General features: G+C 39.1%; 17 protein-coding genes. 10 read left to right on the top strand and 7 right to left on the bottom strand.

What is annotated here, in order from left to right:
- Nucleotide 1 precedes the first annotated feature (1 nt).
- Nucleotides 2-1,126, bottom strand: coding sequence for a DEAD/DEAH box helicase (locus tag B3C94_RS18150; protein ID WP_293906281.1), 1,125 nt, complete (start codon nucleotides 1,124-1,126; stop codon nucleotides 2-4).
- 187 nt (nucleotides 1,127-1,313) lie between these two features.
- Nucleotides 1,314-1,505, bottom strand: a complete 192-nt coding sequence (locus tag B3C94_RS18145; protein WP_046672944.1) for a cold-shock protein — start codon at nucleotides 1,503-1,505, stop codon at nucleotides 1,314-1,316.
- A gap of 386 nt (nucleotides 1,506-1,891) precedes the next feature.
- Between B3C94_RS18145 and B3C94_RS18140 the strand changes: the two genes are divergently transcribed.
- Entirely contained in the window at nucleotides 1,892-3,175 is a 1,284-nt protein-coding gene (locus B3C94_RS18140) for a Gfo/Idh/MocA family protein (RefSeq protein ID WP_293906279.1), read from the top strand.
- Between the two features lie 55 nt (nucleotides 3,176-3,230).
- On the opposite strand, the gene B3C94_RS18135 is transcribed toward B3C94_RS18140, so the two are convergent.
- The 3 genes from B3C94_RS18135 to B3C94_RS18125 are packed head-to-tail and all read right to left on the bottom strand — an operon-like array spanning nucleotide 3,231 to nucleotide 5,146.
- Nucleotides 3,231-3,857 (bottom strand): alpha/beta hydrolase, encoded by a 627-nt coding sequence (locus B3C94_RS18135; RefSeq protein ID WP_293906277.1) that lies wholly within the window; start codon nucleotides 3,855-3,857, stop codon nucleotides 3,231-3,233.
- Between the two features lie 24 nt (nucleotides 3,858-3,881).
- Nucleotides 3,882-4,181 (bottom strand): GNAT family N-acetyltransferase, encoded by a 300-nt coding sequence (locus B3C94_RS18130; RefSeq protein ID WP_293906275.1) that lies wholly within the window; start codon nucleotides 4,179-4,181, stop codon nucleotides 3,882-3,884.
- Nucleotides 4,182-4,219: 38 nt separating this feature from the next.
- Nucleotides 4,220-5,146 (bottom strand): ring-cleaving dioxygenase, encoded by a 927-nt coding sequence (locus tag B3C94_RS18125; RefSeq protein ID WP_293906273.1) that lies wholly within the window; start codon nucleotides 5,144-5,146, stop codon nucleotides 4,220-4,222.
- Between the two features lie 451 nt (nucleotides 5,147-5,597).
- Here B3C94_RS18125 and B3C94_RS18120 point away from each other — a divergent pair, with 451 nt between their 5' ends.
- From B3C94_RS18120 to B3C94_RS18080, 9 genes are all read left to right on the top strand, one after another.
- Nucleotides 5,598-6,086, top strand: a complete 489-nt coding sequence (locus B3C94_RS18120; RefSeq protein WP_293906271.1) for a nuclear transport factor 2 family protein — start codon at nucleotides 5,598-5,600, stop codon at nucleotides 6,084-6,086.
- Nucleotides 6,087-6,215: 129 nt separating this feature from the next.
- Nucleotides 6,216-7,040 carry a glycoside hydrolase family 16 protein gene (locus B3C94_RS18115; RefSeq protein WP_293906269.1) on the top strand — a complete coding sequence of 275 codons (825 nt, stop codon included), beginning with the start codon at nucleotides 6,216-6,218 and terminating at the stop codon, nucleotides 7,038-7,040.
- Nucleotides 7,041-7,208: 168 nt separating this feature from the next.
- A complete protein-coding gene (locus B3C94_RS18110) occupies nucleotides 7,209-7,787 on the top strand; it encodes a helix-turn-helix domain-containing protein (RefSeq protein WP_293906267.1) in 579 nt (192 codons plus the stop codon).
- A 184-nt stretch (nucleotides 7,788-7,971) separates the two neighbouring features.
- The gene (locus B3C94_RS18105; protein ID WP_293906265.1) at nucleotides 7,972-9,312 is read left to right on the top strand and encodes a DUF5690 family protein; all 1,341 of its coding nucleotides are present in this window, start codon (nucleotides 7,972-7,974) and stop codon (nucleotides 9,310-9,312) included.
- 15 nt (nucleotides 9,313-9,327) lie between these two features.
- Nucleotides 9,328-10,482, top strand: a complete 1,155-nt coding sequence (locus B3C94_RS18100; protein ID WP_293906263.1) for a TIGR03364 family FAD-dependent oxidoreductase — start codon at nucleotides 9,328-9,330, stop codon at nucleotides 10,480-10,482.
- 253 nt (nucleotides 10,483-10,735) lie between these two features.
- On the top strand, nucleotides 10,736-14,656 hold the full coding sequence (locus B3C94_RS18095) for a response regulator (RefSeq protein ID WP_293906261.1): 3,921 nt from the start codon (nucleotides 10,736-10,738) through the stop codon (nucleotides 14,654-14,656).
- 4 nt (nucleotides 14,657-14,660) lie between these two features.
- Complete coding sequence (locus tag B3C94_RS18090) at nucleotides 14,661-15,017, top strand: response regulator transcription factor (RefSeq protein ID WP_293906259.1); 357 nt, start codon at nucleotides 14,661-14,663, stop codon at nucleotides 15,015-15,017.
- Between the two features lie 10 nt (nucleotides 15,018-15,027).
- Nucleotides 15,028-16,095, top strand: coding sequence for a hypothetical protein (locus B3C94_RS18085; RefSeq protein ID WP_293906257.1), 1,068 nt, complete (start codon nucleotides 15,028-15,030; stop codon nucleotides 16,093-16,095).
- The gene (locus tag B3C94_RS18080; protein WP_293906255.1) at nucleotides 16,089-19,511 is read left to right on the top strand and encodes a sulfatase-like hydrolase/transferase; all 3,423 of its coding nucleotides are present in this window, start codon (nucleotides 16,089-16,091) and stop codon (nucleotides 19,509-19,511) included. Before B3C94_RS18085 ends, B3C94_RS18080 begins: the two co-directional genes overlap by 7 nt.
- Here B3C94_RS18080 and B3C94_RS18075 read toward each other — a convergent pair.
- Entirely contained in the window at nucleotides 19,508-20,749 is a 1,242-nt protein-coding gene (locus B3C94_RS18075) for a YaiO family outer membrane beta-barrel protein (protein ID WP_293906253.1), read from the bottom strand. The genes B3C94_RS18080 and B3C94_RS18075 overlap by 4 nt on opposite strands.
- A 143-nt stretch (nucleotides 20,750-20,892) precedes the next feature.
- Complete coding sequence (locus B3C94_RS18070) at nucleotides 20,893-21,603, bottom strand: HesA/MoeB/ThiF family protein (protein ID WP_293906251.1); 711 nt, start codon at nucleotides 21,601-21,603, stop codon at nucleotides 20,893-20,895.
- Nucleotides 21,604-21,607: the final 4 nt, after the last annotated feature.

Here is a 21,607-nt window from a genome sequence, read left to right as displayed (position 1 = left end):
CCTATTTATTCGCTTTTTCTATCTTGATTTTTAATCCGATCAGTTTTTCAATATCAGCTAAATAAGGTCTTTCTTCCACATCGCAAAAAGAAATTGCTTTCCCCGCTTGTCCGGCCCGGCCTGTTCTACCTATACGATGAACATAGGTTTCTGGAACATTTGGGAGATCATAATTGATGACAAGTGGGAGCTGTTCGATGTCGATTCCCCTTGCCGCAATATCAGTAGCAATTAAAATTTTAATGTGGCTCTCTTTAAATTCGCCTAAAGCCTTTTGTCTTGCATTCTGGGATTTGTTACCGTGAATGGCCGCAGCTCTCAGGCCATTTTTCGCAAGCATCTTAACGATTTTATCCGCCCCATGTTTTGTCCGGGAGAATACAATAGTACGTTCATGCTTCTGCTTTTTTAAAATACCTGTCAATAATTTTATTTTCTCCTTTTTTTCAACAAAAAATACAGATTGATTTACTTTTTCGGCGGTTGAGCTTACTGGGGTTACATCGACCTCAATGGGCTTATGTAATATGCCATGTGCAAATTTACGTATGTTTGGTGGCATAGTAGCTGAGAAAAACAGCGTTTGTCTTTTTGAAGGAACTTTGGCAAGAATTTTTTTGATATCATGAATAAAACCCATGTCAAGCATGTTGTCCGCTTCGTCCAGGATCAAGATTTCAATTTTATCCAGCGCAACGATCTTTTGATTCATCAAATCCAGTAACCTTCCGGGGGTAGCCACCAGAATGTCAACCCCTCTTTTGATTTCCTTGACCTGCTTCTCCTGGCTTACACCTCCGAAAATAGTACAATAGTTTAATTTAAGATATTTTCGGTATAAGTTTATATTATCTCCAATTTGAATCGCCAGTTCGCGTGTCGGGGTAAGAATCAAAGCTCTAATCGGAACGATTTTGCCTGCTGTCTTGCTTTCTTCAAGACGCTGTAGAAGCGGTAGTGCAAAAGCCGCTGTTTTGCCTGTACCTGTTTGTGCACAACCAATAAGATCGTTGCCTTTCAGTACAATTGGAATGGCTTTCTGTTGAATTGCTGTAGGATGTGTATAGCCTGTTTCTGTTATTGCTTTTAAAAGCGGATCAATTAAACTGAGTTGTTTAAATTCCATAAGTAGTATGTTCGAATTTGTCTTAAATAAAACCTTTGACAACCATTTCTATGCTTTTGATTTGAATAGCAAGAACCATTCAACAAAAAATAAAAAGATTGTTTAAAATAGTAAAGGAAGAATAGGAAAAAGAAATGGGATAAGTCATTTAGAATTACCCCATTAACAAGAAAGTGTATTTTTTGGATTACGCCAATTTTACATTTGTAGCGCTGATTCCTTTTGGAGTTCTTTCTACATCATAAGTAACAACGTCGCCTTCAGATACTTGGTTTTTAAGCGCAGAAACGTGTACGAAAACATCTGCACTACCATCCTCTGGTGTAATAAAACCAAAACCTTTAGTTTCATTGAAAAATTTAATTTTACCTGTATTCATTATTTTTAATTAAGTGCGGCAAGTTAGGTATAAAAAGTGATTAATCTTTTATTTTTTTTAATGAATTATAAAATATATTGTGCAATTGCCCTTTTTCTTCGTAGAAGAAGTGTATTGGAATACTAACGCCCCCCTCACAAGGGCATGTTTTTATCTAACTCGACCATTTTTTTAATTTGTTTTGGCGTGTCTCGGTATTTGTCTATATATATTTTACAATGCTTTTTGTAGGCACCTAAATTCATTTTTGTATTTTCATCGAAGTAATTTGTTTTTTAATCACAACACGATTATTAGAATGACATTCATCTAAGACGACTATCGATTCTATTTGTATTGGGAACTTGGATGATATTCGGCAAAAACAAAACTTAAACCAATGTTCAATGAATAGAAAAGATTTTATCAAAACATCTACCGTTTTAGCTGCATCATCATTTTTTTTAAAAGCCAAAGGGGCAAATTTTTTAAATCAATCCATCCGGGTTGGATTAATAGGCGTCAATGGAATGGGCTGGTCTGATTTAAATGCACTGTTGAAGAATGATGGTGTGGTTTGTACTGCGCTTTGTGATGTGGACGAAAATATTCTCCGTAAGCGGGTTGAAGAGCTTCAAAAAAGAAATATCCATGTCGAAACGTTTATAGATTATAAAAAAATGCTTGATAGTGCCAACGTGGATGCAGTTATTATAGCAACCCCAGACCATTGGCATTGTCTACAGATGGTAGATGCTGTGAATGCGGGAAAGCATGTTTATGTTGAAAAGCCTATTGGTAACTCCATTTCGGAATGTCAATTAATGGTTCAGGCTGCAAAGAAAAATAAGGCTGTTGTACAAGTTGGACAATGGCAACGGAGCCAGCAGCATTTTAAAGATGCTATTGATTTTGTTCATTCTGGTAAATTGGGTAAAATAAGGCTCGTGAAGGCCTGGTCTTATCAGGGATGGAAAAGTGCCATTCCCGTACAGCCGGATGAGCCTGTTCCTACTGGCGTACATTATACCGAATGGCTGGGACCTGCGCAAAAAAGACCATTCAATCCGAATCGATTCCATTTTAACTTTCGTTGGTTTTGGGATTACGCCGGTGGCCTGATGACCGATTGGGGTGTACATATGCTGGATTATGCTTTACTTGGGATGAAAGTCTCCGATCCAAAGTCTATTATGGCTTCAGGAGGAAAGTTTGCATTTCCGGACGATGCTGGCCAGACACCCGATACGATGACAGCTGTTTATGAATTTGATGGCTTCAATATCCAATGGGAGCATGCCAAAGGAATTGATCTTGGTCCTTACAATCGTAATCATGGTGTGGCATTTATTGGTAACAACGGTACTTTAGTCTTGAACCGCGGCGGATGGGAGGTGATTCCCGAAAAAGGAAGAATGGAAGCCGTTCCAGTGCAGCCCTCTTTAGATAACGGGCTGGATAAACATATGGAAAATTTTGTTCAAGCCATCCGGCAACGCAATCCGCAGTTACTTCATGCTCCAATTGAAGCAGGAGCCCATATAGCGATCTTTTCGCAGCTCGGAAATATTGCTTTTAGAACGGGTGAAAAACTCTATTGGGATAAAGATAAACAACGTTTTACGGACCAAAAGGCAAATAAGTATTTGGCTTCAGTTTATTACAATGGTTATAAATACCCAAAAGTATAAAGTCTTTAACTTGGTTGCTGCTTAATTATTTAAATCAGCAACCAAGTTAAGATACTTATATTTCTGAAAAGACAAATTCATTTGCTAGATCAATTTCCTCGCGATTGATCGTATGTCCTGCATTTCGATAGACAACTAGTTTTACATTGGCGTTCATCTGCTCCAGGATGGATGCTGTATTTTGGACCCGTTCCAGTGGAACATGAAAATCAGGATCACTGGTCCCCAGAAAAATTGGAGTTTGCGCAAAATCACCTGCATAGCGGTCCCGGTTAATTTCCTCGCCAATAACGCCGCCAATAATTGCCACCGCACCACCATATTGCTGCGCATGTCGTGCAAGATATTCGAGTGTTAGACAGGCACCCTGAGAAAACCCAAAAAAATAGATGTTTTCGGCTAGAATGCCCTTGTCTAAAGCTAGTTTGACGGTATGATCGATAAGATCAATTGCCGAGCTCAACCAGGGTTCATTCTCTTGTACCGGCGCAATAAATGAATAGGGGTACCAGCTATGATTTTCTGCTTGCGGAGCAAGCAGCGCAAAATTATCGACATGAAGATAGGATGACATACCAAGAATATCTTCGGCGCTCCCGCCACGACCATGGATCATGATAATCGCTTTTTTTGCCTGTTCTAAATTTTGACCAGCTGTTTTAATATTTATTGAATGACTCATTTTGTCCTTTCCTTTTATGGCAATTTATATTGTTTTTTTGAACCAAACGTCTTGATATAGCTCCGGATGGCGGTGAAACTGCGCATTTACATAAGGACATAGCGGAACAATTTTCATGTTGTTTTCGCGTGCATGAGAAACCAATTTTTCGAGAAGTATTTTTGCGAATCCCCTGCCTTCATAGGCTTCGTCAACCTCTGTATGGTAAACTACTAGATTACCATCAATGATAGCGATGCTCATTAAACCTGCTTTACGTTCATCGGAGAATAATTGGAGCTCTCCACGTTGATTTTTGTCTAATACAATTTCAGTTCTTTCCATAGCTTTATCGTTTGTTAAATAATGTTTATGTAATCCAATTAATCTATTTTTGGCAATGTCTCCTCAATCTGCGAACGGTAGCTTTCATATTGTTTCGGCAATTTAAGTGACGCACCTAAACCGGATAGCGGTTCGTCTACTGTAAATCCTGGATTGTCCGTAGCAATCTCAAACAAGACACCTCCCGGTTCACGAAAATAGAGCGAGAAAAAGTAATCTCTATCTATTTTTGGTGTAATATCTAACCCTGCCGAAAGCACTTTTTCGCGATACTCCATCAATACATTATCGTCCTTTACCCGAAATGCGATATGATGATTTGTACCCGCTGCATTTTTACCATATGGTAAATTTCTGTCTGCTATAATGTCGACGACGTTTACCGTGTCGATACTATCGGTAGCCAATCTATAATGGTTGTTGTCCTGCTTTTGGATGGAATAACCCAAAATATCTGTCAATACCTTTACCGTCGGATCGGCTTCTTTTAACGAAAGAGTAACATTATGGAATCCTCTTAAGGCATATGCTGGATTGACGTCAGTGCCTGTCCAAGGCTTTCTATTATCATCCGTTTCAATAAACTGAATCTGTAAACCGTCAGGATCCTGAAATGAAATAAGCTTCTCTCCGAAAATTTCACGTTCCTGTAAGACTACTTGGTGTTCACCCAAACGATTTTTCCAGAAATCGAGGCTGCCATGTGGTACAGCATAACCGATATGGGTAGCCATACCTGCTCCCGATGTGCCCTTTCCGATACCTTCCCAAGGGAAAAAAGTAAGGATAGTTCCCGGTTCACCCTGTTCGTTGCCAAAGTAAAAGTGATAGGTACCGGGGTCATCAAAATTGACGGTTTTCTTTACCAGACGCATGCCCAACACTTTTGTGTAAAAATCTAGATTTCGCTTTGCATCATCAGCTATCGCTGTAATGTGATGTAATCCTAATATTTTATTTTCCATATCTCATATTTTTATTTTCTTAACTGATGTAAAGTTACGTCGACCTTTATGGAATTTTATTGAACTAGATTAATAAAAGCTATGATTGACATTTTTGTTTTTATCGTACTGGGGATTTTCTAAAATATATAAAAACCTGCATGATTAGATAATCAGTAAAAGCTTTGAAAGGGAACTGAAGGTCCTTCTAGCCGATAAAAAACACTTTCAAAAAAAACACCTGAAGTTGGGGACTTCAGGTGTTTAACCTAACCAATTATTAACCTAAATTTATGAAATGTATATTTCTGAATATTATACTAGAATAGTAAATTCAATTATCATGCCAGTAATCAAAAAAATCAATGACCTCAAACAAAAGGAGAAAGTGTATGTTTTATTGACTCGATAGATTGTATTCGGTCAATGAAGCAATAAGTCGAGAACTATAATTCAAAAAAAAAACTTAAAGATGAAAAATATAGTAATACTTCAAATACTGACTTTCTCGGTTCTGTTTTCAATCATAGGCTGTCATCAACCGCAGATCGACGATTCAAAAGCGATGGCTGCACAGAAACAACTTGAAGAGAACAAAGAGAATAAACGAATCGTACTGGATTTTTATCAGCAAATGTTTGGTGATAAGGATATTTCAGCTGTCGACAAGTATATTTCTCCTGGATATATTCAACATAATCCATCTGTAGGAGATGGAGCAGCTGCATTTAAACTGGCTGCCGAAAATTGGTTTAAAGGACAGCCGAAGACAAAAATTGATGTACAGCATATCGCATCGGATGGAGATTTAGTTTTCATACATTTAAAAAATAAAAATCCAGACGGTAGTCTTAAATCAACGATCGATATCTTTAGATTGGAAAATGGTAAAATCGTTGAGCACTGGGATACCCAGCAAGATGTGCCTAAAAATGCAGCAAATGCACATCCTATGTTTTAAAGATCTGTGTGAATTTTCTTTCTCCTTCCCCCTGGTTCCACTTGTTAATTCTTGGAGGTCTGTCAGGTATGATAATTTATGCATAAATTTAGACCCAAATCATTTCTGTACAAACTGCTAATTTTAATAATGAAAAGAATCCTAAGTCTAAGTTGTTTTTATGTATTGTTGTCTGCTTGTAGCGTTCATCGCACGCCTAAAGACCACCCTTACGTATATATCCAAAAGCAGAATCGTGAGGCGAAAGCATGGAAACTGGTCTGGCAGGAAAACTTTAACTCCCCAAAACTTGACGATCAGAAATGGTCCCGAATTCCGGCAGGAGGTGCTGATTGGAACCGACATATGAGTACGGACGACGCCTGTTTTGACTGGGAAGATGGCGAGTTGATTCTTAAAGGAATAAAAAACACAGATAAAAATAAAGATCCAAGACCATTTTTGACAGGCGGAATATGGAGTAAAGGAAAGTTCGCCTTTCAGTACGGCCGTATAGAAATTAGAGCTAAACTTGGAAATGCAAAGGGTGCATGGCCTGCGATGTGGATGCTGGCCGAGCTGGACAAATACGGAAAATATCCTAAAAATGGTGAAATTGACATCATGGAGCATCTTAATTTTGATGATATCATTTACCAAACTACGCATTCATACTATACATTGGATCTGGGGCAAAAAGAGCACCCCAAACATTTTGGTACCGCATCGGTCAGAACAGAAGAGTACAACATATATGGCATAAGCTGGTACCCCGACCGTATCGTATTTCAGGTGAATGGTACTGATACATTTACTTACCCAAGAATCAAAGACGTAGATGCTTCTCAGTGGCCCTATGATCAGCCCTTTTATCTATTGATTGACCAGCAGTTGGGCGGAAGCTGGGTCGGAGAGGTAGATCAAGATCAGCTGCCTGTTGAGATGCGTGTTGACTGGATCAAAGTTTACCAATAACAGCTGTCATTTCACAGTAGAAGAGAAGATAGTAATAGGTAAACCATTTGAGCCTCAGTTTTTAATCATGCGGGCGCGGACGAAGCGTGATTTTATCGATTACCAGCAATTAGGTGATTAAAACTTAATATACACTTCATACAAAAATTGATTACTTTTGGCCAGATTATGGAAGATAATACGATATTCAAGATTAGCAATAAGATTAAAGGAATCCGAAAAGAAAAAGGGATTACCATACAGGAAGTCGCGGATAGAGCAGGGGTGAGCAAGGGGCTTATTTCACAGATTGAAAATAACCGAACAATACCCTCCTTACTTGTGTTGATCAATATCATTAATGCGCTGAATGTTGATCTAAATGAATTTTTCAAAGACTTTAATTCTGAATTGGATTCTGGTCCTATTGTCGTTCGGAAAAAGGATAGTTACAGTCCATTTGAAAAGGAATCAGCTATAGGTTTTCATTATAAGCGCATCTTTACTTCAGCAATGGATAGTGCGACTATGGATATTGTCCTTTTGGAGTTACTTCCAGATGCACAACGGCCTATGGTTGAGACCGAAGCCTACGAGTATAAATATATCATCAGTGGGCAGGTGGAGTACGTATTCAGTGATCAAACAATTCGCTTAGAAGAGGGCGATTCAATCTTTTTTAATGGCCGATTGTCACATACACCGCGAAATGTCGGAAAAGAAAAGGCTGTCATGCTGATTGTATACTTTTTTGAAAATAAGAAATAAACAATAGTTTCCATATTTTGAAGCATCACTGAATCATTCAGTGATGCTTTTTTTTATTTTATATCTTTTATATCGCGTACGGATGTTTATATTTGTTTATAAATACTTAACAAAAGTTTAGTATTATGTTAATTTCCAAAATTTACTTTTGATTGCGGACAATGAGGTCTGTTAACAAGTTTAAATGATGGAGTTAAGCCAACGAATAAAACAGCGAATAAATAGACTGGATGAGAAGTCTGTGGCCATTGTATTGGCCATTACGGCATTTTTGTGTTATACAAGTATGTATTCATTTAGAAAATCATTTACAGCATCTGCTTTTGCAGATGATACTATTTTTGGTTTCGATTACAAAGTCTGCATGGTAGTCATTCAAATGCTGGGGTATTTGTTGTCAAAGTTTTATGGCATAAAATTTATTTCAGAAAGCAAACAGCGTAATAGAGGAAGGTATTTAATCGGTCTGATTAGTATCTCATGGATAGGACTTTTGGCTTTTGCGCTTTGTCCGAGACCCTGGAATGTTATTTTTCTTTTTATCAATGGTTTTCCCTTAGGAATGGTGTGGGGATTGGTATTTAGTTATTTAGAAGGAAGGCGGTTTACGGAGATTATGGGAGCAGTTATGTCCGTGAGTTTAATCTTTGCTTCGGGACTAATTAAAACTGTTGGAAGATGGTTGATGTCTTCTTTTCATATTGATGAATTTTGGATGCCATTTTTGACGGGTTTACTTTTTTTTCTGCCTTTTGTTTTTTGTGTATGGATTCTGGAAAATGCTCCCGGGCCGACAGAAGAGGACAAGAAGCTACGGACAGAGCGTATTGCCATGGATAGTAAAATGCGAAAGCACTTTTTTAGAACCTTTATGCCTGGTATTGTGTTGACCATAATTGTTTATACCATGCTGACCATTTTACGTGATGTGCGGGATAATTTTGAGGTAGAAATCTGGCAGATGTTGCATGTAAAGGGGGCGGGTATTTTTGCAAAAGTTGATGGAACTATTTCTATCATTGTACTTCTACTGGTCAGTTGCCTAATTATGGTCAAAAACAATCTTAAAGCATTTAAGTTGATCCATTATATGATCATCGTAGGATTTATGGCTGCAGGTATTTCTACTTATTTGTTTACGAAACAATGGATTGATGGTTTAAGCTGGATGTTGTTCGTCGGTTTGGGTTTGTATATGGCCTATATTCCATATAATGCCATATTTTTTGAGCGAATGATCGCTACATATCGCATGAAAAGTAACATTGGCTTTGTGATGTATATGGCGGATTCAATCGGCTATTTGGGTAGTTTTTTGATATTGGTAAACAAAGAGTTTATGCCAAATTCTGTTACCTGGGGAAATTACTTTATTCAATTGGTCTTTCTAGCCTCGATTATCGGAGCGATTTTGGGTATCTTTTCTCTTTTCTATTTCGTCCGAAAAAAAGAACAGATGAAAGGAAGTGATGAGGAGCTGCTCGCTCCCTGGCATGCAACAAAAGGAGAAGTACAAATTAGTTAACTATACTTTTTAAAGATGAAAACAGATACATATGATTTAATTATTGTTGGGGGGGGGATTTTAGGAACTTTTCATGCCTATCATGCATTGCAAAAGGGATTATGTGTGCTCCAGCTTGAAAAAGATAATTTTCCTGTAGGATCGACTGTTCGTAATTTTGGACAGGTGGTGCCATCGGGTATGGCCGGAGAATGGTTTGATTATGGCGTACGTGCACTCGAAATATACCAGTCCATTCAGAAAGAAATGGATATATCGGTTAGAAATAACGGTAGCATCTATATCGCTTCGGATAATGATGAGGTGCAGGTACTTCACGAGCTTTCCAAGCATTATCAGACAAAGGGATATCAACATGAACTTTGGTCAAAGGAACAGGTTCTATCCAAATACCCTGTGATGAATGTGGATTATGTCAAGGAGGCTATCTTTTTTCCACAGGAGCTAAGTGTAGAACCGGAATCTATGATCAGACAATTGCATATTTATATGCAAAATAAATTCTCGGATTACACCCTGAAATATGATACCACAATTGTGGCCTGTGAGGATAAAAATGATACGATATCAGTCGTGAGCAGTAAATTGGAGCATTTTGAAGGAAAGAAAGTCCTCATATGCAATGGATATGAATTTAAAATTTTATATCGCTCGCTATTTGATGATAGTGGTCTTGAAATTAGTAAGTTACAAATGATGCGTACCAAGCCGCTGGCTCACATCCATTTGCCGGGGAATATCTTAACAGGATTGACCATCCGTAGGTATGAGAGCTTTGAAGAATATTGCCCCTCATTTCAGACAATTCCAATGCCTGATCATTATCGGGAGCTGCGAGATAATGGAATTCATATCTTATTTAAACAAGCTTCGGATGGGAGTATTATTATTGGTGACTCTCATGAGTACGCAGCGGGTAATCGACTGGATGAACTGGGCTTCTCAGTAAATTCCCACATTAATGAATTGATGATTGCAGAAGCTAATCGTATTATGCCCATGAAAAGCGAATGGATTTCATCTTCCTGGGCAGGCTATTATTCCCAGCATAAAGATCATATACTTGAAATAGATGTTACACCTAGAATACACGTTAGGACGGGTATCGGAGGGAAAGGAATGACAGCAAGTGCTGGATATGCCGAACAGTCTATTGAAAAGCTTTTTTAGATCAAAAATGTCGAAGAGCCTCGCTACCCTTAGCGAGGCTCTTGTTTTTGCTGCCATTGTTTGTTGAAATTGGTAAATAACTTATTTATTAGGAAGATGTATTGCAGAACTTTTTTAATACATCAACTATTTTAATAGTTGTTTGTTCTTTATAAAACATTGCCTGATCAATACTTCCTTATTATTTAGGCGTTCAACAATGTTTTTATTAACTTCACGGTCAGAATAAACCAGATCTAAATAGTAGAAGTGAATGGCAAATAACGTTTTTCCTGCAAATGAGTTAAGAAGGATAGAGAAATTAAAGTCCTATGAGTTAATGGGGCTCGGAAAAGACCCAGAATTGGACGTTTTTGCCCAAGCGGCCTGTTTGATCACAGACTGTCCTGCTGCTTTAATTGCGATGATGGAGCAAGAAACGCAGCGAATTCAGAGTTGCGTTGGGATGGAATTGGATACCGTTGAACGCAAGAATACAGTCTGTCAATATACGATAATGAGTAAAGAGGTCCTTGTCATAGAAGACACTTTTGAAGACCCACGCTCATCTTCCAATCCTTTGATTCGCGAAGGAAATATCCGTTTTTATGCTGGTGTTCCTCTTTTGGATGATGATGGCGATGCGCTTGGGACCATCTGTGTGATTGATTTCCAGCCTAAAAAGCTATCTGATAAACAAAGAGATTCACTGGCGGAACTTGGTAAGGCGGTGACTAAAATATTATTAGGAAAGAAACGAAAAGTACAGGCAGGTTACTTCTCCGAAATTTTTCATTTAACCAATAATATTATTTGTGTATTGGATGAAGAACGCAATGTAAAAGAAGTTAATCCTGCATTTAGCAAAGTCCTTGGCTTGTCCAGATCAACTAGTTTGGGCAAATCTATTTTTACATTGTTGGGAGATGCACAAAAGACCTTAGTTTCAGATTTAAGCCGAATTGAAGAAACAAAATATGGGGTTCAATCTACGACCACAACGCCAATAGAAAATGGACAAACGGTTGAGATTGAATGGCATTTCAAATATGACCCTATTAATCATGATATTTTGGCTTTTGGTCGGAATGTGACAAAAGAACGTGAAGAAAAACTCAAATTGGAGAATTCCGAACGTAGATTCCGTAGTTTTTTTGAAAATGCAATTGGTCTTATGAGCATGCATGATATGGAAGGCAATATTCTATCCGTCAATGAAAAAGGAAGAGAAATATTGCGGTACGCCAAAGAAGAGGTTAAAGGGTTGAATCTAAAGAAATTGGTGCCATCTCATCATGTAAGCATGGTTGAAGAATATCTCAAGCGTATTGCGGAAAATAAGGAAGATTCTGGCATGATGGTTTTACAAACCAAAGACGGTGAAGATATCTCTTGGCTTTACCACAATATGCTGGAAACCGATGAAAATGGACGGTCTTATGTTGTCAGTACCGCATTGAATATGACCGATCGATTGCGGCTTGAGAATGATCTTTTACATACCAAACAAATCCTGGAGCAGACAAATGCTGTTGCCCAGGTTGGGGGATGGGAGGTAAACCTGGTCGAAAACAAGGTCTATTGGTCCGATTCGACCAAGTTAATTCATGGCGTAAGTCCTGATTTTACACCTGACTTTGAACATGCCATCGGATTTTATGAGCCAGAAAGCCAGGTTATTTTACGTCGGATTTTTGAAGATGCCATTACTTCCAGAACACCTTACGATACAGAATTACGACTATTAAAGCAAAATGGAGAGTCAATTTGGGTACGGGTAAAAGGTATTCCCGAATTTGAGAATGATATTTGTAAACGTGTCTTTGGAATTATTCAGGATATAGATCATAGTAAATCGCTGTTCCTGGAATTGGAACGCAAAGAATCGATGTTACGTGCGTTTGTAGATTATGTCCCAGCATCTGTTGCGATGTTTGACCGTGATTTTAACTATATTTCGGTCAGTAATCAATGGTTGGAAGATTTTCACGATGGGGCAAGTTTGCCGCCCAATAGCAACTTTTTTAAACTGTTTCCAAATATTCCGGAAGAACGAAAGAAAATCTACCTTGATGCCTTAGAGGGCATACCTTATAAGAATACCGATGAGGTCATACTGGCCGGCGGACTTGCAGAGGCACAACATTTCAATTGGGAAGTAAGACCATGGCATCTTGCAGATGGAAGTATAGGTGGAATCATTATTTTTACGCAAAACATTACGGAGTCGGTAAAAATAAATGATGAATTAAAATTAGCAAAAGACCTGGCTGATCTAGCGAGTAAAGCAAAATCTGAATTCCTCGCTAATATGAGTCATGAAATACGAACGCCATTAAACGGTGTGATCGGATTTTCAGATCTGCTGTTGAAAACGCCGTTAAATGATACGCAGTTGCAGTACCTTGGTTACATCAATGAATCGGGAAATAGCTTATTGAATATTATCAATGATATTTTAGACTTTTCAAAAATTGAATCGGGTAAACTCGAATTATTTGTCGATAAGTATAATGTATACGATGTAGCCAATCAGGTTATTAACGTTGTTCTCTATCAGGCTCAGCGAAAAGATGTCGAACTGCTTTTGAATATTGAGCAAGGTCTACCAGCTTTTGTTTGGGTTGACGAAGCACGCATTAAGCAGGTGTTGGTCAATTTACTGGGAAATGCTGTCAAGTTTACAGAAAAAGGCGAAATCGAATTTAAGATCAGTAAACTTCGTAACGACAATGGTAAAATAACCCTACGTTTTGCAGTTAGGGATACCGGTATCGGAATTCCACCAGAAAAGCAACAACGTATTTTTGATGCCTTTACACAAGAAGATAGCTCCGTAAGTAAACGTTATGGCGGTACTGGGCTCGGTTTGACAATTTCCAACAACCTGTTGAAATATATGGGAAGTAAATTAAATCTCGAAAGTGAGTTCGGTGTTGGATCGACATTCTATTTTGACATTGAAGTGCAATGCGAGGAAATGGAAGAGGAGGCAACAGATTTGCCTTTAAATCGTGTCCTTGTTGTCGATGACAACGCGAATAATCGGGTGATCCTTCAACATATGCTCTCCTATAAAAATGTCGAATCTGTCCTTGCAGAAAACGGTATGGAAGCCTTACAGTTGCTCATGAAGGGCGAGCGTTTCGATGTTATTCTAATGGATTATCATATGCCGATATTATCGGGCCTAGAAACAATCGAAAAAATCAAAGAGCTGTTTAGAAAGCAAGGGGAAGGAATTCCATTGATCGTGTTGCATACTTCTTCGGAAGAACATGAGGTAATTTCTGCATTTAGACAAGAAGAACGGTCATTCTGTCTACTTAAACCCATTAAATCAGAAGAATTGTATTCGGCTTTACGGCGAGTGATACAACAAAATAAAGAAGAGGAAAGCCTGCTAAGAGCCCAGACAAACCTGTCCTTGTCTGGGGATTTATATGGTCAGGATGTTCAGGTTTTGCTAGCGGACGATAACGCTGTCAATATGGCCCTTAACTTAAGGATGATGGCGAGTATAATGCCAGGGGCGCGCTTAACCGAAGTATCAGACGGAGCTCAGGCAATTCGTGCCTGTAGAGAAAAAATATTTGATTTTATTTTAATGGACGTCCAGATGCCGGAGGTCGATGGGATCGAAGCAACCAAACAGATCAGACAGATGGCAGGGTATGCTGAAACACCTATTATCGGCGTTACGGCCGGTAATATATCGGGCGAAAAGGAACGCTGCCTTGCGGCAGGGATGTCTGACTTTTTAGCTAAACCCATTCGACAGCAAGACTTATTCAAAGCGCTGGAAAAAGCAATGTTAACTGTAAAACCTACTGCTGCTGAATCCTCCGACTTTGAGGACCTAGATGAGCATTTGGACATGCGACGTCTGGAAGAACAGGCAGGTGATGATCCTGCATTTTTATCCTTTTTTCTGGATTTGGTCATCAGGGAAATAACTGGATCCAGAAAGCAGCTAACGGAGGCCGCTAATGAAAACGATATTGTGCGCGTTAAAGAGCTGTTGCACAAGCTACGGGGAACATCATCGACTGCTGGATTGGTCAAGCTGGCTCAGATGACCAAAGACCTGGAGACAAGTTCGACAATTGAAGCCGACCTTGCGATCGCCTTGGTGGCAATCGAACAAGAAATGGATATCGGATTGGAACTAATTACGAAAATCTTAAATAAATAATGATATGTTGATTTTAATAGCCGAAGACGACGAATTGATACTGCGTACTGTTGAGCACAAATTAGTAAAAGAAGGACACGAGGTGGTGCTGACCAGAAATGGTCGTGAAGCCATCGAGAAAATTAATGAGCTGGATTTGGATTTGGTTGTTACAGATATTATGATGCCTTTTGCTTCTGGTATTGAAATTCTTTCCGCGATAAAAAGTATAGGAAAGAAGATTCCGGTTATTGTATTGTCGAGTATGGGGCAGGAAGAGGTCGTAGTGGATGCCTTCGATTTAGGAGCGTCAGATTTTATGGTCAAGCCATTTAGTCCAAACGAACTCATTTTAAGAATAAAACGCTTAACAAATAAATAAAGGGAAATTTATGCATCACCACATCGAGCTGCATGAGCTTATACTGGCGATTGTTATCGTGTTGATTTTAGTATTGCTGTTAATCATCACGGTGTTGGCCTATAGTTTTTATAGCTATAGGATCTTGCACAACCGACAATCCTGGAGACAGATCATTGAGTATAAGATAATGGAGACAATTGTAGGAAGCGATGAAAGCGACGAAAGAGATAGGGAATTTGCAAAACATTTAAAAGAACCATCATTTCGGGCACTTTTTTTAGATGTACTCGTTGACTCGGATAGGAAATTTTCAGGTGGGGCCAAACAGTCGATCAACAGATTGTTTCATGATTTTAAATTGGAGGACGAAGCCTGGAGAAAACTTAGGCATCGAAGAGCTTATATGGTTGCCGGTGGTGTGCAGGAGCTCGCGGCGATGAATGTCGAGCAAGCAATCCCAGAGATAACAAATAAGTTAAACGATCCGCGAACAGCCGTTTATCAAGAGGCTCAATATGCAATCGTCAGTTACAAAGGATATGAAGGTCTCGGTTTTTTGGAACATTTTGATAGGCCGCTATCAGACTGGCAGCAACTTCGTCTTTTGTACTCTATTCATGATATACCTGAAAGTTCTGATTTGCAAGTGGATACCTGGATTAAGAGTACAAATGATACAGTGGTTGTATTCACCTTACGACTGATCCGGAAATTTAGATTGATGACGTGTTATACAGAAGTTTTTCATCTATTGAACCATTCCTCTACAAAGGTGAGAGTACAGGCCATACGGACATTGCAGGCGATTGAGAATAGTACCACGATCCAGCAATTTATGTCCATTTTTGACCAGCAGCCGATTGAGGTACAAAATGAGATCCTAAAAGCCATGAAGGTTGCCAAAAGTAGAGAATGTGAACGCTTTCTAAAGGATCAATTGTGGAATCATACTGCGGTGTCTATTAAAATCTCCGCGGCGGAAGTACTTGTTGTTTTGGGTGAGGAGCAATATTTACGTGATATTTCACAGAGTGAAGATACTTACGACGAATTAATACAAATCATTAAACACGCTTTGCAAGAGAAAAAATGTTAGAGTTTTCCCATATTGTATACGAAATTATAGTTTGGTTATTTTTACTTTACTCTGCAGCAGTATTCATAATCTATACCTGGATAGGATTATATGCTTATGGAGCTGTATTTCGTTATAAACACAATAACACGTTTACAGATTATAGCATTATTGCCACAAACCCCAATGCACCTACATTCAGTCTGATCGCACCAGCCTATAACGAAGGGATGACCATCGTTGAGAATGTACGTTCCCTATTGTCGCTGTATTACCATAATCTCGAAATTATTATTGTGAATGATGGTAGTAAGGATGACTCTATTTTGAAATTGATAGAATCTTATGAACTTGAACCGACCTCTTTTTTTGTTCAGGGAAATATTGAAACGAAGTTAATCAGAGGAATTTATAAAAGTAAGAACCCTGCCTTTAAGAAACTTATCGTTGTCGATAAGGAGAATGGGGGGAAAGCCGACGCGCTCAATGTTGGTGTTAATATTTCTTCTGGTGATTATATTGTCTGTATTGATGTCGATTGTATTTTGGAACAGGATGCTATTCTAAAACTGGCGAAGCCATTTTTGGAACAGACCGACAAGCGTGTTATCGCCTGTGGCGGTGTTATTCGTCTAGCCAACAATTGTAATGTTGTCAATGGATCCGTCGTCGATGTCAACCTACCTAAATCTTGGTTGGGACGTACACAAGCTTTAGAGTACATCCGTGCTTTTATTTTAGGTAGGATGGCTTGGTCCCGGGCTTCTGGATTAATTCTTATTTCAGGCGCATTTGGTGCTTTCGATCGGGAGATCGTACTGGCTTGTGGTGGTTATGATCGAAATACGGTTGGTGAGGATATGGAGCTTGTTGTTCGGATGCGACGCTATATGGAGGAGCAAAAGCAAGCCTATGAAGTGGTTAATATTCCCGATCCTTTGTGTTGGACGGAGGTGCCCGAATCGAAAGAGGTTTTGCGTAAACAGCGTAATCGTTGGATGAGAGGTACGATGGAAACCCTATGGAAACATCGGAAATTAATGTTCAATCCAAAATACGGACGTTTCGGTATGGTCAGTATGCCGTACTGGTTCTTTTTTGAATTCTTGGGGCCTATTGTTGAATTTACAGGTTACATCGTCTTTTTGATCTTTTTTATTTTAGGAATCATCAATTGGCCGTTTTTCATTGCATTATTTGCGCTTGTCATTGCTTCAGGAATTTTATATTCTATTTATGCGATTTTCGTCGATCTTGTTAGCCATCAGGTCTATTCGAAGAAGCGAGACCTTTCCACACTGATTACCACTGCTATCCTTGAACCCTTGTATTTTCACCCTATCGTTGTTAAAGCAGGAGTACAGGGGGTAGTCGATTACTTTCGTAAACAGCATGGCTGGGGCGAAATGACGCGGCAAGGCTTTCAGCAAAAAGATGCCAATGAGTCCATTTGGAAATATTTAGGCCAGCGAATAAACGTATCACTACAGAGCCTAGGACCGGTGATGTTGGTTTTCTTCGCTTTGTATATGTTATCTGTTGGCGTTGAATGGTGGTGGTATGGTCGCCGTTTTACGCAGCTTTCGGAGTCGCATGCTGGCGAATATCTCTTTTTGGATAATCTGGTATTTCTTTTTCAATCTTTAGGTTGTCTGGGAATAGGTTATTTGTTGCTTCAGTTTTTAAGCAGTTTTTGGGCGAGATTGTTGTTGGTCATCTCATTCTCTTTTATGGTCGTTATGCAATTCATCCTGTTTTTGTATTTCGGCGAATCAAGAAACCTGCTCGGGGCCGATATGTTTTATTACAGTTCGGAAGAGATGAAGCAAATTTTGGAAGCCAGCGGCATGTTGAGTTTTACCAACATTGCTTTACTCTTATTGCTGATTGTGATTTCTTGGGTTCCGCTTTGGATAGTCAACAAACAGACGTTCAAGAAATCCTATACCAGTATCGCATTGCTATCTTTGGGTATCGTATCATTTTTTATCTCCTCGGCATCAATTTTGGGTAAGGGTTCAGAAAAAGATGAATTTATAGCCAATGCAAGCCGCAGTAAATGGCGTTATTTTTTCGAATCCAATTTATCGAATTATGTGGAGGAGCATCCGGGGATGCTCGCTATGTTCGATAAGGACGATGATGATGCAAAAGTGCTGGATACCAAATTCCCTTTCTTGAAAAAAGAAGATACCAAAGATTTCCTGGGGACCTATTTACAGAAAACTACGAAAGCACCCAATTTGGTCTTTCTTATTATCGAAGGGTTAGGTCACGCTTATAGTTCTGAAAATGGCTATATTGGTAACTTTACGCCGTTTATAGGTTCATTAAAAAAGCAGTCATTATATTGGGATAATAATATGAGTTCTTCCGGTCGGACATTTTCCGTCTTGCCTACCATAACAGGTTCATTGCCATTTGCGATGCACGGTTTCCTTGAACAGGATACATTACCGGATAATTTTAACCTATTCAATATTCTGAAGAGCAATGGCTTTAACACCGGATTTTTCTATGGTGGTCACTCCAATTTCGATTTCATGAAAAAATTCATGGATTATAATAAAATCGATATGCTCATTGACCAGGCCGCTTTTGGACCACCGTATAAAAAGCTGCCTGAAAAAGGAGGGGAGAGCTGGGGCTACGAGGATCAAGCTGTATTTAGTAAACTGCTCGAAGTGCAAAAAATACAGGAGCATCCCTATTTTCATGTTCTTTTGACTTTATCTACACATAATCCATTTTTGATTAATAATGCGGCTCATTATGAACAGCTATTTGATCAGCGGATAGCGACATTGAACCTTACGCCGGATCAAAAAAAGTGGGCTTTAGAAAATCGTACCCAGCTTGTTTCCGTGCTGAATCTGGATGAGGCGATGGAACAGTTCTTTAATGAATATAAAAAGAGGGCAGATTTTGCAAATACAATTTTTGTAATAACAGGAGATCATGCAATGCCTGAGATACCTTTGCAAAGTAAAATAGACCGTTATCATGTCCCGCTGCTAATTTATTCGCCACTGCTAAAAGAGCCAAAGACCTTCCATAATTTTGTCAGCCATTTTGACGTCGCACCTTCCGTATTGGCTTACTATCGAGATAATTTCGGTATCAAAACGCCGGCACAGGTTACCTGGATCGGGCAAGGTCTAGATAAAGGTGTATCAGCGCAAGGCGATGGAATAGCCATGATGCAAAGTAAAAACCAATTGATTGATTTTTTGAAAGGCAGTTACCATCTTTCGGATGGCCAATTGTATAAATTGGACGGGGTACTCAATGAAGATGCCGCGTCGGGTAATATAAAGGAAGAATTGTCCAAGCGCTTTGAATTATTCAAGCACAAGAACAAATTATTCTATACCCAAAAGCGACTTCTTCCTGACAGTGTTTATACCAACTTCTTTGATCGGGTAAAGAAAAACTAGAATTTTCGAATATAACCAAGAATGATGTCCAATTGATTGCCTCTTTCTTTTGGCCGGAATTCTTGGTTATAATAAGTGCCTGAGATCGAAAAGAGGTTACTTTGCTTAACAGAGAAATTGTACTCGGCACCGACTTTAAATGTCTTTAATTTATAAGGAGCATTATCCAGGAGATTGTTTCGGTTCTCCTCGGGGCTCAAACCTGTTCCGGCACTAAATCCAAAATAATCGTTGGCTCCCTTTGTATAATAGCGGACCGTACCCGTATAAGATTGGGAGATATTCTTTTCACCCGGTGTAAGGTAAGTTCTTAAATTGAACCAAAAGTTTTGGTAATACTTTCCAACTGAAGCCGTGTACATCCAGATATTGTCACTAAAATAAAGCTGACGGTAACCGATTTCCCCTTCAAAACTGTTTGGAAGATTGGCATAAAGAGACACACCGGTTCTATATTTCGCAAAAATACCTACATTATTGGAATACCCGGCACCGACATAGAGGTAAAATATCTTTGAAAGGCGAGGGTAAGCCTCCATTTCAAATTGGACTCCATTTTCTGCAAACTTATTCGCGTAGTTGGTTCTAAAAATCACGGAACCTATTGGTGTTGCGCGTTTATAACTTAGGCCCACAATATGCCAATTATTATCAAACTGTTTGTCAAAATACACAAAATTATATGTCAGCCCGATCGCATTCTTTGCGGTATATTCTTCAATGTTCTTTGCCAGCGCTCTCGCCTCTGTGTTTTTAGGATTAATTGCCAATAGGTTATTGATTGCCTTCTCGGCAGCCTCATAGTGATCATTGCCATAGCTTATTTTACCTTTTAACAAAAGGAGATCCTGCGACTGCGGATGTATGCGCAGTCCTTTATCCGCAATTGCAATAGCTTTGTCCGCCTGATCATTCCAGTACTCTAAGGAAGCATAGGCCAAAAAGAAGTCTTCGTCACTTGTATTTTTCCTATCGAGTTCTGTAAAGATGGTCCGTGCCGAATCAATCTTGTCAGACCAGGTATAGAGACGTGCAAGAAATATGCTTATATCTGTATAATCCGGAGCTTGAAGAAGAGCCTGTTTTGATAGGTGAATGGCCTGTGGATAATCTTTCGAATCAAAAGCCACCTTTCGCGCTTTTACAAAAAGATCGTCCGCCGTGAGGTTGGTCTCTTGCGCAATTGAAAATAAAGGTAATAAAGAGAGGGAGAGTAACGGATAAATTACTTTTTTCATTCCAGATCGTATAGTTGACATTTAAGCTTGCTAATATATAAACCAAAATTAGGAAATTTTGTTTGTTGACACCTGTTTTAAAATAAATTTTCAAACGAGCGTAAAGATCTCGCTTGTTTTTGTGAAACTCCCTCGTGTCGATTTTAAAATAAAAGTTTCGTAAAACGCCAATGAAATGTATCAACAATGGTCAATTGATTACTGTCCACAGGTAATTCAGCTGCTATTTTAAGTACCTGCATAGCCATCATGCTGCCGATTATACCCGGCAAAGGACCCAAGACACCATTTTTATCGCAATTTGGTACTTGCTCTGGGGCAGGGGGACTTGGAAAGATATCCAGCAAATTTTTACTGCCCTTATAGTTAAAGACAGCAAGCTGCCCTTCAAAACCATAAATGCTTCCGTATACCAGCGGTTTATTGAGCTGTATGCAGGCATGGTTTAGCAGGTAACGTGTCGGGAAGTTATCACAGCAATCTACAATAATATGGTAAGGAGTAAGGAGCGCAGCAACGTTGTCTGTATCTATTTTTACCTGAAAGGTTTCGAAATCAATTGTGCTATTGTGTTTTTGTATATAATCTTTGGCGCTGGCAGTTTTAGCGTTGTGAATATGCGCTTCGGAATGAATAATCTGCCGGTTTAGATTATGGATTTCCACGTTGTCAAAATCAGCCAGGCCAAGTTTGCCGATACCAGCCGCAGCTAGATACTGAATGACGGGGCTTCCGAGTCCACCAGCACCAACGACCAGCACCTTGGCATCCATAATCTTTCGCTGTCCTGCAACGCCAATCTCTTCGATAAAAATTTGCCTGCTATAACGGTCAAAAATGCTGTTTTCTTTCATATGT

The sequence above is a fragment of the Sphingobacterium sp. UBA5670 genome (assembly GCF_002420705.1).
Taxonomy (GTDB): domain Bacteria; phylum Bacteroidota; class Bacteroidia; order Sphingobacteriales; family Sphingobacteriaceae; genus Sphingobacterium.
Note: the sequence above shows the minus strand (reverse complement) of the source record. Positions and strands in the feature narration are given on the sequence as shown.

What these genes read in the sequence shown, in the direction of transcription:
- B3C94_RS18150 (WP_293906281.1), bottom strand. Translation starts at nt 1,126, where the DNA reads ATGGAATTTAAACAACTCAGTTTAATTGATCCGCTTTTAAAAGCAATA.
- B3C94_RS18145 (WP_046672944.1), bottom strand. Translation starts at nt 1,505, where the DNA reads ATGAATACAGGTAAAATTAAATTTTTCAATGAAACTAAAGGTTTTGGT.
- B3C94_RS18140 (WP_293906279.1), top strand. Translation starts at nt 1,892, where the DNA reads ATGAATAGAAAAGATTTTATCAAAACATCTACCGTTTTAGCTGCATCA.
- B3C94_RS18135 (WP_293906277.1), bottom strand. Translation starts at nt 3,857, where the DNA reads ATGAGTCATTCAATAAATATTAAAACAGCTGGTCAAAATTTAGAACAG.
- B3C94_RS18130 (WP_293906275.1), bottom strand. Translation starts at nt 4,181, where the DNA reads ATGGAAAGAACTGAAATTGTATTAGACAAAAATCAACGTGGAGAGCTC.
- B3C94_RS18125 (WP_293906273.1), bottom strand. Translation starts at nt 5,146, where the DNA reads ATGGAAAATAAAATATTAGGATTACATCACATTACAGCGATAGCTGAT.
- B3C94_RS18120 (WP_293906271.1), top strand. Translation starts at nt 5,598, where the DNA reads ATGAAAAATATAGTAATACTTCAAATACTGACTTTCTCGGTTCTGTTT.
- B3C94_RS18115 (WP_293906269.1), top strand. Translation starts at nt 6,216, where the DNA reads ATGAAAAGAATCCTAAGTCTAAGTTGTTTTTATGTATTGTTGTCTGCT.
- B3C94_RS18110 (WP_293906267.1), top strand. Translation starts at nt 7,209, where the DNA reads ATGGAAGATAATACGATATTCAAGATTAGCAATAAGATTAAAGGAATC.
- B3C94_RS18105 (WP_293906265.1), top strand. Translation starts at nt 7,972, where the DNA reads ATGATGGAGTTAAGCCAACGAATAAAACAGCGAATAAATAGACTGGAT.
- B3C94_RS18100 (WP_293906263.1), top strand. Translation starts at nt 9,328, where the DNA reads ATGAAAACAGATACATATGATTTAATTATTGTTGGGGGGGGGATTTTA.
- B3C94_RS18095 (WP_293906261.1), top strand. Translation starts at nt 10,736, where the DNA reads ATGGCAAATAACGTTTTTCCTGCAAATGAGTTAAGAAGGATAGAGAAA.
- B3C94_RS18090 (WP_293906259.1), top strand. Translation starts at nt 14,661, where the DNA reads ATGTTGATTTTAATAGCCGAAGACGACGAATTGATACTGCGTACTGTT.
- B3C94_RS18085 (WP_293906257.1), top strand. Translation starts at nt 15,028, where the DNA reads ATGCATCACCACATCGAGCTGCATGAGCTTATACTGGCGATTGTTATC.
- B3C94_RS18080 (WP_293906255.1), top strand. Translation starts at nt 16,089, where the DNA reads ATGTTAGAGTTTTCCCATATTGTATACGAAATTATAGTTTGGTTATTT.
- B3C94_RS18075 (WP_293906253.1), bottom strand. Translation starts at nt 20,749, where the DNA reads ATGAAAAAAGTAATTTATCCGTTACTCTCCCTCTCTTTATTACCTTTA.
- B3C94_RS18070 (WP_293906251.1), bottom strand. Translation starts at nt 21,603, where the DNA reads ATGAAAGAAAACAGCATTTTTGACCGTTATAGCAGGCAAATTTTTATC.